The 12,266-nt window shown below is 63.9% G+C and carries 8 protein-coding genes; 3 read left to right on the top strand and 5 right to left on the bottom strand.

Going from position 1 to position 12,266, the window contains the following annotated elements:
• Nucleotides 1–300: 300 nt before the first annotated feature.
• Both G7009_RS26760 and G7009_RS26755 read right to left on the bottom strand, forming a co-directional pair.
• On the bottom strand, nucleotides 301–528 hold the full coding sequence (locus tag G7009_RS26760) for a YheU family protein (protein ID WP_181133285.1): 228 nt from the start codon (nucleotides 526–528) through the stop codon (nucleotides 301–303).
• Nucleotides 529–596: 68 nt separating this feature from the next.
• Nucleotides 597–1,781, bottom strand: a complete 1,185-nt coding sequence (locus tag G7009_RS26755; protein ID WP_181133284.1) for an osmoprotectant NAGGN system M42 family peptidase — start codon at nucleotides 1,779–1,781, stop codon at nucleotides 597–599.
• 100 nt (nucleotides 1,782–1,881) lie between these two features.
• Between G7009_RS26755 and G7009_RS26750 the strand changes: the two genes are divergently transcribed.
• Nucleotides 1,882–2,391: a hypothetical protein gene (locus tag G7009_RS26750; RefSeq protein WP_181133283.1), complete on the top strand. Its 510-nt coding sequence runs from the start codon at nucleotides 1,882–1,884 to the stop codon at nucleotides 2,389–2,391.
• A 477-nt stretch (nucleotides 2,392–2,868) separates the two neighbouring features.
• Here the strand turns inward: G7009_RS26750 and ngg are convergent, their stop codons facing one another.
• The 3 genes from ngg to mnmC form a co-directional block, all read right to left on the bottom strand.
• Complete coding sequence (ngg, locus tag G7009_RS26745) at nucleotides 2,869–4,614, bottom strand: N-acetylglutaminylglutamine synthetase (RefSeq protein WP_181133282.1); 1,746 nt, start codon at nucleotides 4,612–4,614, stop codon at nucleotides 2,869–2,871.
• A gap of 3 nt (nucleotides 4,615–4,617) precedes the next feature.
• A complete protein-coding gene (locus G7009_RS26740; RefSeq protein WP_181133281.1) occupies nucleotides 4,618–6,405 on the bottom strand; it encodes an N-acetylglutaminylglutamine amidotransferase in 1,788 nt (595 codons plus the stop codon).
• A gap of 524 nt (nucleotides 6,406–6,929) precedes the next feature.
• Nucleotides 6,930–8,921, bottom strand: a complete 1,992-nt coding sequence (gene mnmC, locus G7009_RS26735; RefSeq protein ID WP_181133280.1) for a bifunctional tRNA (5-methylaminomethyl-2-thiouridine)(34)-methyltransferase MnmD/FAD-dependent 5-carboxymethylaminomethyl-2-thiouridine(34) oxidoreductase MnmC — start codon at nucleotides 8,919–8,921, stop codon at nucleotides 6,930–6,932.
• Nucleotides 8,922–9,021: 100 nt separating this feature from the next.
• On the opposite strand from mnmC, the gene pap reads away from it, so the two are divergent.
• The gene (gene pap / locus G7009_RS26730) at nucleotides 9,022–10,515 is read left to right on the top strand and encodes a polyphosphate:AMP phosphotransferase (RefSeq protein ID WP_181133279.1); all 1,494 of its coding nucleotides are present in this window, start codon (nucleotides 9,022–9,024) and stop codon (nucleotides 10,513–10,515) included.
• A gap of 533 nt (nucleotides 10,516–11,048) precedes the next feature.
• A complete protein-coding gene (locus G7009_RS26725) occupies nucleotides 11,049–12,011 on the top strand; it encodes a DMT family transporter (RefSeq protein ID WP_181133278.1) in 963 nt (320 codons plus the stop codon).
• The last annotated feature ends 255 nt before the right edge of the window (nucleotides 12,012–12,266 follow it).

Here is a 12,266-nt window from a genome sequence, read left to right as displayed (position 1 = left end):
GAGAAAGAGGGGCGGAGGGGTGAGGTGGGGGGGTAGAGGTGCTGCATATCCCATGGGTTATAAGAGTGGGCTGCGTATCCACGGCTATCAGGGACCTGCATGACCACGGCTATCGGGTCGAATGGGTATCGTGTATTGCCAGGCGAGTCCTTCGGCCTCGATCGCGGGGCAAGCCCGCTCGCCACCGGGGACCGCTCGCCACCGGAGCCCCGCTTGCCACCGGCTCTAGCATTCCCAGTGGCGAGCGCCCCCCGCTAGCGGTGGAAACCCCGAACCACACTCCTTACATCCCCTCCAGGCCTAATCCAGCAACTCCTTGGGCACATCATGCTTGGCCAGCAACTGGCACTGCTGGCTGTCCATGTCGAACAGAATGAACGCCTGCCCCTTGGCCAGGGCCTGACGCACACGCAGGACGCGGGTTTCCAGAGGCGTGTCGTCACCGTTGTCGGTGCCATCACGGGTAACGAAATCCTCGATCAGGCGGGTGAGGGTTTCGGCTTCGAGTTGATCGTAGGGAATCAGCATACGCTCGGTGCAGATAGGGCCATTGATCCGTCCATGCTACGCGAATCCTGCACCGAGCGTGTAGGCAATCAGCTCTTGTTTCCAACCAGGCTGTCGACCGGCGGCACACGGGTATCGCTCTCCATCTGCGCGTCATGCTCCAGTTGATGGCTGAAGCGCTCCAGCGAAGTGCTGGAGGGGTGCGAGTCGCTGGCAAAGACCGGCGGGCTGAGCAGGTAGGCCGCCAACAGGCGGCTCAACGCGGCCAGGCTGTCGATGTGCGTGCGCTCGTATCCATGGGTCGCGTCGCAACCGAAGGCCACCAGCGCCGTGCGGATATCATGGCCCGCGGTCACTGCCGAATGCGCGTCGCTGAAGTAGTAGCGGAACACGTCGCGGCGCACCGGCAGGTCCTGATCGCCGGCCAGTTTCAACAGGTGACGCGAGAGATGGTAGTCGTACGGACCGGACGAATCCTGCATCGCCACGCTCACCGCATGTTCACTGGACGCCTGGCCAGGCGCGACCGGCGCGATGTCGATACCGACGAACTCGCTGACGTCCCAGGGCAGGGCCCCCGCGGCGCCGGATCCGGTTTCCTCGGTGATGGTGAACAGCGGATGGCAGTCGATCAGCGGCGGGCGTCCACTTTCCACCACGGCCTTGAGCGCCGCCAGCAGCGCCGCGACGCCGGCCTTGTCATCCAGGTGGCGGGCACTGATGTGACCGCTCTCGGTAAACTCGGGCAAGGGATCGAAGGCCACGAAATCACCGATGTTGATGCCCAGCGACTCGCAGTCGGCGCGAGTGGCGCAGTAGGCGTCCAGGCGGACTTCCACATGTTCCCAACTGATCGGCATCTGGTCGATCGCGGTGTTGAAGGCATGTCCGCTGGCCATCAGCGGCAACACGCTACCGCGGTAGACGCCGGTGTCGGTGAAGACGCTGACCCGGCTGCCCTCGGCGAAGCGGCTGGACCAGCAACCCACCGGCGACAACGCCAGACGACCGTTGTCGAGCACTTGGCGCACGCTCGCGCCAATGGTGTCCAGGTGAGCGGAAACCGCACGGTCCGGCGAGCTCTGGCGGCCTTTGAGCGTCGCGCGGATGGTCCCGCGTCGGGTAAGTTCGAAGGGGATACCCAGTTCTTCCAGGCGCTCGGCGACATATCGCACGATGGTGTCGGTAAAGCCGGTGGGGCTGGGGATGGCAAGCATTTCCAGAAGGACTTTCTGCAGGTAGTCCAGATCCGGTTCAAGGGGTTGTTCAGACATGTGCGCTCCTCGGGTCACGCCACCTGTCGACTGTGCAAACCACAAGTCGACAGGACGTTCGGCGTTGGGTTGCGTTCAGGGTTGACCTGCCCGAGCCATCATGGGCTTCAAGGATGACGTGCTCGAGCGGGTCGGCGGCTTTACCAGTCGGTCGAGAACGACCACAAGAGATTCAGGGTCTCTCGACTCACGCCACTTGCCGACTGCGCGGAAACAGCAGATCGACAAGGCATTCGGCGGCGGATTGTGGTTCATCGTAGGCCAGCCCGCCGGTACGTTCATCGGCGTCAACGACGACGTACCTGGCCGGGTCAGCGGTTTCATCATGGGATCGAGGGCGACCACGGAAGATCCAGGGCCTCCCGACTCACGCCATCTGCCGACTGCGCGGAAACAGCAGGTCGACAAGGTATTCGGCGGCGGATTGTGGTTTATCGTAGGCCAGCCCGCCGGTACGTTCATCGGCGTCAACGACGACGTACCTTGCCGAATTGGCGGTTTCATCATGGGGTCGAGGGCCTCCACGGAAGATCCACGACCTCCCGACTCACGCCATCTGCCGACCGTGCGGAAACAGTGGGTCGACGAAGCACTCGACGCTGAGTTGTAGCCCATGATTGACCAGCCCGTCGGTATGTTCATCGGCGTCAACGACGACGTACCTGGCCGGGTCAGCGGTTTCATCATGGGGTCGAGGGCGACCACGGAAGATCCAGGGTCTCCCGACTCACGCCACTTGGCGACTGTGCGGAAACAGCAGAACGAAAAGGCATTCGGCGGCGGATTGTGGTTCATCGTAGGCCAGCCCGTCGGTATGTTCATCGGCGTCAACGACGACGTACCTGGCCGGGTCAGCGGTTTCATCATGGGATCGAGGACGACCACGGAGGATCCAGGGTCTCCCGACTCACGCCACTTGGCGACCGTGCGGAAACAGCAGATCGACAAGGCATTCGGCGGCGGATTGTGGTTCATCGTAGGCCAGCCCGTCGGTACGTTCATCGGCGTCAACGACGACGTACCTGGCCGGGTCAGCGGTTTCATCATGGGGTCGAGGGCGACCACGGAAGATCCAGGGCCTCCCGACTCACGCCATCTGCCGACTGTGCGGAAACAGCAGGTCGACGAAGCGCTCGGCGGTAGGTTGCGGTTCATGGTTGGCCAGTCCGGCGCGCTCATTGGCTTCGATGATCACGTAATCGGGCTGGTCGGCGGCTTTTACCATCAGGTCCAGGCCCACCACGGGGATATCCAGGGAGCGTGCGGCACGTATGGCTGCATCGGCGAGTACCGGATGCAGGCGTTCGGTGACGTCTTCCAGGGTACCCCCGGTATGCAGATTGGCCGTACGACGCACGGCCAGGAGCTGTCCGGCAGGCAGCACGCTGTCGTAGTCCAGGCCAGCGTCCTGCAGGGTGCGCTGGGTTTCATCATCCATGGGAATGCGGCTTTCGCCCCCCGTGGCCGCCTGGCGACGTCGGCTCTGGGCTTCGATCAACGCCTTGATGGTATGGGAGCCATCACCGATGACCTGGGCAGGGTGACGGATGGCCGCGGCCACGACTTCGTAGTTGATGACCACGATGCGCAGGTCGAAACCCGCGTGGAAGCTCTCCAGCAAGACTCGGCTGTCGAAGCGTCGGGCCTGCTCGATAGCCTGGTTGATCGCCTCCAGCGTGGTCAGGTTGACCGCCACGCCTTGGCCTTGCTCACCGTCCAGCGGCTTGACCACCACGGCCTCGTGTTCCTCGAGGAAGGACAGGTTGTCGTCGGCATTGCCTACCAACTGCTGGGCCGGTACCAGGAGTCCCGCGGCCTGCAACACTTTCTGGGTCAGGCTCTTGTCCTGGCACAGGGTCATGCTGACGGCCGTGGTCAGGTCGCTCAGCGATTCCCGGCAACGCACCCGACGCCCGCCGAAACTCAAGGTGAACAGACCCGCGCTGGCATCGTCCACCTGCACATCGATGCCTCGGCGGTAAGCCTCGTCGACGATGATGCGCGCATAAGGGTTGAGCCCGGCCTCGGGGCCGGGACCGAGGAACAGCGGCTGGTTGATGCCGTTCTTGCGCTTGACCGCGAAGGTCGGCAGGTTGCGAAAACCGAGCTTGGTGTACAGGCGCTTGGCCTGGCGATTGTCATGCAGCACCGACAGGTCGAGGTAGGCCAGGCCGCGGCTCATGAAATGCTCGACCAGATGGCGCACCAACACCTCGCCGACACCGGGACGGCTGCACTGCGGATCGACCGCCAGGCACCACAGGCTGCTGCCGTGTTCCGGGTCGTCGAACGCCTTGCTGTGGTTCAGGCCCATGACACTGCCGATGACCGCGCCGGTGTCTTCGTCCTCGGCCAGCCAGTACACCGGGCCACCCAGGTGGCGGGGCGTGACCAGCTCCGGATTGACCGGCAACATGCCACGCGCCTGGTACAAGGTGTTGATCGCCTGCCAGTCCGCCTCCGCCTGCGCGCGACGGATACGGAAGCCGCGGAATACCCGCTGCGCCGGACGATAGTCGGAGAACCACAGGCGCAAGGTGTCGGAAGGGTCGAGAAACAGCTGGTGCGGCGCCTGGGCCAGCAGCACTTGCGGCGCGGCCACGTACAGCGCGATATCACGCTCGCCCGGGGCCTCCTGCTGCAACGCCTCGGCCAGGTGCGCGGGATTCGGGTAGGTATGCCCGATCAACAGGCGGCCCCAGCCACAATGCAAGGCACGCGGTTGGTCATGCGGCTCGCTGCCATCCTCTGCCAGGCGCGCCTGGAGACGTTCGTAGGATGGCGTCTGTCCGCGCAGCAGGCGCTGGCCGTAGGCGGATGCGTGGGCTTTCATCGATCAGATTCCTTGTTCGCTGAGCCACAGGTTCAGTGCCGCCAGCTGCCACAGCTTGGAACCGCGCAGGGGGGTGAGCTGACCGTGCGGGTTGCTGAGCAGACGGTCGACCATGGCCGGATTGAACAGGCCGCGATCCTGGCTCGGGTCGGTCAGCAGCTCGCGCACCCAGTTCAGGGTCGCGCCTTCCAGATGCTTGAGGCCAGGCACCGGGAAGTATCCCTTCTTGCGGTCGATCACTTCGTGCGGGATGACGCGGCGCGCGGCTTCCTTGAGTACGTGCTTGCCGCCGTCGGGCAGCTTGAAGCGAGCAGGGATCCGCGCGGACAGCTCTGCCAAGCGATAGTCGAGGAACGGCGTGCGCGCTTCCAGGCCCCAGGCCATGGTCATGTTGTCCACGCGCTTGACCGGGTCGTCGACCAGCATCACGGTGCTGTCCAGGCGCAGAGCCTTGTCCACCGCGTCGGTGGCGCCGGGTCGGGCGAAATGTTCGCGGACGAAATCGCCGGCCGCGTCATGGTCGACCAGCCAGGGAGCCTGGACGGTGTCCTTGTATTCGTCATAGCTGCGGTCGAAGAACGCGTCGCGGTAGGCGGCAAAGGCATCCTTCGCGCCATCGACCTGCGGGTACCAGTGATAGCCGGCGAACAGTTCATCGGCGCCCTGGCCGCTCTGCACGCCTTTGCAGTGCTTGGCCACTTCCCGCGAGAGCAGGTAGAAGGCGATGCAGTCGTGGCTGACCATCGGCTCGCTCATCGCGCGGAAGGCGGCGGGCAACTGGTCGATGATCTCGTGCTCGGCGATGCGCAGCTGATGATGGCGGGTGCCGTAGTGACGGGCGATGAGGTCTGAGTACTGGAACTCGTCGCCGCGCTCGCCACCAGCATCTTCAAAGCCGATCGAGAAGGTCGACAGGTCGTCCATGCCGACTTCGCGCAGCAGGCCGACCAGCATGCTCGAGTCGACGCCGCCGGAGAGCAGTACTCCAACGTCCACCGCGGCGCGCTGACGAATCGCCACGGCATCGCGAGTGGCGTCGAGCACGCGGGTGGTCCAGTCTTCCAGGCCCAGCTCGCGCTCTTCCGGGCGCGGACCGTATTCAAGCTGCCACCAGGTCTTGCGTTCGACCTGGCCATGGCGGTCGATGCGCATCCAGGTGCCGGGCTCGAGCTTCTGCACGTTCGCCAGCAGGGTGCGCGGCGCCGGGACCACGGCATGGAAGTTCAGGTAGTGGTTCAGTGCCACCGGATCGAGCATCGGGTCGATGTCCCCGCCCTTTAGCAGCGCGGGCAGGGTGGAGGCGAAGCGCAGGCGTTCGCCGTTGCGCGACAGGTACAGCGGCTTCACGCCGAGGCGGTCGCGGGCGAGGAACAGGCGTTGGCTGTCACGCTCCCAGATGGCCAGGGCGAACATGCCGTTGAGCTTGGGCAGCATCGCCTCGCCCCAGGCGTGGTAGGCCTTGAGCAACACCTCGGTATCACCCTCGGAGTTGAAGGTGTAGCCCAGGTCCAAGAGTTCCTGACGCAACTCGGGGAAGTTGTAGATCGCGCCGTTGAAGGCCATCGACAGGCCTAGCGGGTTGTCGACCATGGGTTGTGCCGAGCCGTCGGACAGATCCATGATCTTCAGGCGCCGGTGACCGAAAGCGATCGGTCCCTGGCTGTGGAAGCCCCAAGCGTCAGGGCCGCGAGGTGCCAGATGATGGGTTATCCGCTCTACTGCCGCCAGGTCCGCTGGACGGGGGGATTGATCGATCGGGGTAAAACGTAATTCACCTGCTATTCCGCACATAAGTCCTTACCGGTTTTGCCGTTGGGGAGGTGCCCAGAAAAAGGGCACTTAGGAACTGACCTGTGAGGTTGGTGAGGGTTTTATATCAATTTGTTATATGGGGTGAGCGGTTGTGGTGCGTGGGTTGAGTGAGCGGGGGGAAGTGAAGAGTGCGTAGGTACGTTTAGTGCAACTCCCGGCGATCGCGTTGGTTGAGCGATCTTTATCGCCAGGCGAGGCCTGTGGCCTCGATCGGGGCGGTCCGGCGTCCCGGCAAGCCCCTCGCCACCGGTTTTGCGCAAGGCTGCGTGTGAAACGAATGCTTATGCCTGATCCACGCTGAAGGACCTGAACTGTGCTGGATGCTCCGGTTATACCGGGTGGCCTGGCCAAGGCAGATCCCGGTGGTGAGGGGGCTTGCCGGAACGCCGGACCGCCCCCGATCGAGGCCGCAGGCCTCGCCTGGCAATAAAGATCGCTCATCCAACGCGGTCGCCGAAGGAATACACGCCTAAGGGATACCGTTGGCCCAACTCGCTATCCCCTTACCTCCGCGCGCCGCGAATCACCTCGCGCAACATGAACCGGTTCGGATGGCACGCCTGTGCCACTGCCCTCGATACCGGCAACGGCTCCCCACTGATCCATGCGGCAATCAGCTCTCCACTCAAAGGCGCGGTGATCAATCCTCGCGATCCATGCCCCGTATTCACATACAAACCCTCTAGCCAAGGGCACGGGGTACCTGGCACCTGCCGCGCATCCTTGCCTAATACGGCATAGGCCTCGGCGAACCGCGTCGAATCCGCCAGGGGACCGACGATCGGCAGGTAATCAGGACTGGTGCAGCGAAACGCCGCGCGCCCTTCGATACCGGCAGGGTCCATGGCATCCACCTGGAGGCGCCGCGCCAGGTCTTCGGAAATCTCTCGCAAGAGCCCGAGGTTGCCCCGATGCTCGGCTTCTGTCGGGGTCAGGTCGTCACTGTGGAAGTCGAAACTCGCCCCCAGGGTATGTTCATCGGCCATGGCCGGCGCCACGTAACCCTCGGCGCAGACCACGGTAGCCAAGGCCCGGCTGCCATCGTTGGCCGGCAGCCGGGTGATCTGCCCGCGGATACGCTTGAGGGGCAATGCGGCGCAAGGCGCGAAACGACGCACGTCGGCAGCACCCGCCAAGATGACCAGCGGCGCGCTGGCCAGCAGCCGATCACCCGCCCAGGCTTGCCAGCCGCTATCGACCCGACGCAGTTCCACCACCTCCTGATGGGTGAGCAGGCGAATGCGCGGATGCCGCAACTGTGCCCGACACAAGGCCGGTGGATGGACCCAGCCGCCCTCTGGGTAATACAGCCCGCCGCTCGCCAGCTCGACACCGGCAATGGCTTCGGCCTGTGGGCGATCCAGGACCTGCAGCAAGGTGGCATCGAAGGCCTCGGCCAGCCTGGCCTGGCGCGCCGCCTCCTTGTCGTCGAAGGCGAGCTGCAGCACACCGCAGGCATCCCAGTCGTGCCCGCGCTGCAGGCGTTCGAGCCAACGGCGGGTATAGCCGAAACCTGCCAGGATCAACTGCGACAAGGCCGTCCCATGCGCCGAAAGCTTGAGATACAACACACCCTGCGGGTTGCCCGACGCTTCTTGCGCCGGGGCGTCGTGGCGTTCCAGCACGCTGACCTGCCAGCCACGCGCGGCGAGGCTGGCGGCCGTGGCACTGCCCGCCAGGCCGGCGCCGATCACCAATGCCTCGCGCGGGCCGCCCAGGACGGGTGGACAGGCATACCAGGGCGGCACCGGTAGCGGCACCGGCTGGTCGACGGGGCAGCCCAGGAATTCACCGTGCATGACTTCCCATTTCTTGCCGATGCCGGGCACTTTCTTCATCTTGAAGCCCGCGGCGATCAAACCGCGCCGCACCCAGCCGGTGGTGGTGAAGGTCGCCAGCGTGGTACCTGGTCCCGATAGTCGCGCCAGCTGCGCGTACAGCTCCGGGGTCCACATATCGGGGTTTTTCGCGGGCGCGAAACCATCGAGGAACCAGACGTCGACCGAGGCCTCCAGCAGTGGCAGTTGCTCCAGTACATCACCGATGAGCAAGGTCAAGGTGACCCGCCCCTGGTCGAAGCTGAATCGCTGGAAGCCTGGATGAACCGCAACGTACTGCTCGAGCAATGGTGCCGAGAAAGGGGCCAGGTCGGGCCAGAGTCGCAGCGCCCGAGCCAGGTCGGCATGGCTGAGCGGGTACTTTTCGACGCTGACGAAGTGCAGCCGGGCATCCACGGGTGCCTGCGCCGCGAATAGCTGCCAGGCGCAGAAAAAGTTCAGCCCCGTACCGAAGCCGGTCTCGCCGATCACCAGGCAACCATTCGTCGTCAGCGCGGCGAAACGTTCGCGCAGGCGGTTCTGTTCGATGAAGACGTACTGGGTTTCCTCGAGGCTCTGGTCCTTGGAGAAATAGATGTCGTTGTACTGCCGCGAGTGCGGGCGGCCTTGTTCGTCCCAGTCGATCTGGGCATGGAGGGGCGAAAGGGTCTCTGGCATGGTCGGCTCGGCTACAGCGGGTCATGCATTCTAGCCCATCGCCTGCCGACAAGGCGGGTCGTGATCCGCTAGTCTTGCTTATCCATCGAAGGAGCCATACATGTTCGAATCCGCGGAAATCGGTCACAGCATCGACAAGGACACTTATGAAGCCGAAGTACCAGCCCTGCGCCAGGCGCTGCTCGAGGCCCAGTACGAGCTCAAGCAGCAGTCGCGCTTTCCGGTAATCGTGTTGATCAATGGCATCGAAGGGGCGGGCAAGGGCGAGACCGTCAAGCTGCTGAACGAATGGATGGACCCGCGCCTGATCGAGGTGCGTACGTTCGACCAGCAGACCGACGAGGAACTGGCGCGGCCGCCGGCCTGGCGCTACTGGCGCGCGTTGCCGCCGAAGGGACGGATGGGCGTGTTCTTCGGCAACTGGTACAGCCAGATGCTCCAGGGGCGTGTGCATGGGCAGTTCAAGGACGCGGTGCTCGACCAGGCGATCAATGGCGCCGAGCGTCTCGAGCAGATGCTCTGCGACGAGGGAACCTTGGTCATCAAGTTCTGGTTCCACCTGTCCAAGAAGCAGATGAAGGCACGCCTCAAGGCACTCAAGGATGACCCGTTGCACAGTTGGCGCATCAGCCCGTTGGACTGGCAGCAATCCAAGACCTATGACCGCTTCGTCCGCTTCGGCGAACGCGTGCTGCGCCGGACCAGCCGCGACTATGCGCCCTGGCATGTGATCGAAGGTGTCGACCCGTACTATCGCAGCCTGGCGGTGGGGCGCATCCTGCTGGACAGCCTGCAGGCTGCCCTGAACGCCGAACCGAGCAGCAAGCACCAGGGCAATATCGCGCCCCTGAGCCGCAGTATCGATGGTCGCGGCCTGCTTGGCGCACTGGACATGACGTTGCGCCTGGAGAAAAAGGATTACCAGGATCAGCTGATCAGCGAGCAGGCGCGCCTGGCCGGGCTGCTGCGTCACAAGCACATGCGCCGTCATGCCCTGGTGGCGGTCTTCGAAGGCAACGACGCGGCGGGCAAGGGTGGCGCCATCCGCCGCGTCGCCGCCGCGCTAGACCCTCGCCAGTACCGCATCGTGCCCATCGCGGCGCCGACCGAGGAGGAGCGCGCCCAGCCTTACCTGTGGCGTTTCTGGCGGCACATTCCCGAGCGTGGCAAGTTCACTATCTTCGACCGCTCCTGGTATGGCCGGGTGCTGGTGGAGCGGGTGGAAGGGTTTTGCAGCGCGGCGGATTGGATGCGGGCGTATGGGGAGATCAACGATTTCGAAGAGCAACTGATCGATGCCGGGGTGGTGCTGGTGAAGTTCTGGTTGTCGATCGACCAGCAGACTCAGCTCGAGCGTTTCGAAGAGCGTGAAGAGACCCCGTTCAAGCGTTACAAGATCACCGATGAAGACTGGCGTAATCGCGAAAAGTGGAACGATTATGCAGGGGCGGTCGAGGACATGGTTGACCGGACCAGCACGGAGATCGCGCCCTGGACGCTGGTCGAGGCGAATGACAAGCGCTGGGCGCGGGTGAAGGTGCTGCGCACGATCAATGAGGCGCTGGAGGCGGCGTTCGCGCGGGATTCCAAATAGCAGGGTAGGTCGGCGGCCTAGGGCGGGTAAGGTGGGTAATACTGCGGCCAAGGCGGGTCCGGTCGATTGGTGTTGCCCCATCCGCCGTGTTGGCTGAATCATTTGCATTGCCAGGCGAGGCCTGCGGCCTCGGTCGCGGGTCGAGCCCGCTCGCCACCGGTATCTGCTTTGTCCAGGCTATCACCGGGGCAAGTCGGCCACCACTGCGAGGCAGGCCACCCAGTGAAGGTCCGGTCTTTCTACGTAGGTCAGGGCATCAAGGTTGTTTCAGATTCCTGGACTTACACCGGTGGCGAGCGGGCTGGTCCCGCGATCGAGGCCATAGGCCTCGCCTGGTAATACAGTTGTCATGGCGACGCCTGGGTAGGGGTGAATAGATCTATGAACCGCTCCCCCCAGCCGCCAGCCATGCCGTTCCCCATGCCCTCCGGGAATGACCAAATGAATTCTTTTCCCATGATTTTCCCCCAACCTCCCACCTCGACCCCTTAGACTCTCCAATTTCCCCGCAAAGGCTTGATTCGAGGCTAGCTATGCATATTTCTTCCGGACGCTGGGTCCATGGCCTGTTCCTAGCGCTGCTGACCGCGCTGCTCTGGGGCATTCTCCCGATCAAGCTCCAGCAGGTCCTGCAGGTGATGGACCCAGTGACAGTCACCTGGTACCGATTGGCGGTGTCCGGTGGCCTGCTGTTCGCCTGGCTGGCCGCGTCACGCCAACTGCCCAGGTTCTCCGGGCTCGGTCGCAAGGGCATTGGCCTCGTCGCACTGGCCACCTGCGGGTTGGTGGGCAACTACGTGCTCTATCTGGTCGGTCTGCGCCTGCTGAGCCCAGGCACGGCGCAACTGGTGGTGCAGATCGGACCTGTCCTGCTTCTTGTCGCCAGTGTCTTCGTCTTCAAGGAGCGCTTCAGTCTTGGCCAAGGCCTAGGGCTGATCGTCCTGCTGATGGGGTTCGGTCTGTTCTTCAATCAGCGTCTCGAAGAGTTGCTGACATCGCTCGGCACCTATACCACTGGTGTGCTGACGATCCTCCTGGCCACCAGCATCTGGGTCTTCTACGCCCTGAGCCAGAAGCAACTGCTGACGGTATGGCACTCGCAGCAGGTGATGATGGTGATCTACCTGCTCTGCGCCCTGCTGCTCACGCCCTGGGTGCATCCGTTGGAAGTCATGCAGCTCAGCCCGTTGCAGGGCTGGCTGCTGCTGGCTTGCTGTCTCAATACCCTGGTGGCCTATGGGGCCTTCGCCGAAGCCCTGGCGCACTGGGAAGCCTCCCGAGTCAGCGCGACATTGGCGTTGACGCCTCTGGTGACCTTGGTCGCCGTGGCCTTGGCAGCGTGGGCATGGCCTGAGTATGTACAGGCCGAAGCGCTCAATGGGCTGGGTTATTTCGGGGCGGTCGTGGTGGTAATCGGCTCTGCCGTGGTGGCGTTGAGCCCTTCGCTGCTTGCGGGTTGGCGGGCGCGGAGGGCGCGGTTGGCGCAGGTGCATTGAGTGGGGTGCATTGCTGGCGGGCTGGGCAGGCGGCCAGGGGGCGCATGCTGTTGGGCTTTTTGGCGTTCTTGAGATCGAGTGTCGGCTGCGCGGTGCATCGCAGGGCATGCCCGCTTTCATAGAGTAGACGCTAACTCATTGATTCAGTTGTGGGAGCGGGCTTGCCCGCGAACACCGGCGAAGCCGGTGCCATACACCGTGGTGCCTGCTTCGCGGGCAAGCCCGCTCCCACAGGGTCTCGCTAAATCAATGAGT

Origin of the sequence: Pseudomonas capeferrum, from assembly GCF_013523055.1 — a bacterium.
Taxonomy (GTDB): Bacteria; Pseudomonadota; Gammaproteobacteria; order Pseudomonadales; family Pseudomonadaceae; genus Aquipseudomonas; species Aquipseudomonas capeferrum_A.
Note: the sequence above shows the minus strand (reverse complement) of the source record. Positions and strands in the feature narration are given on the sequence as shown.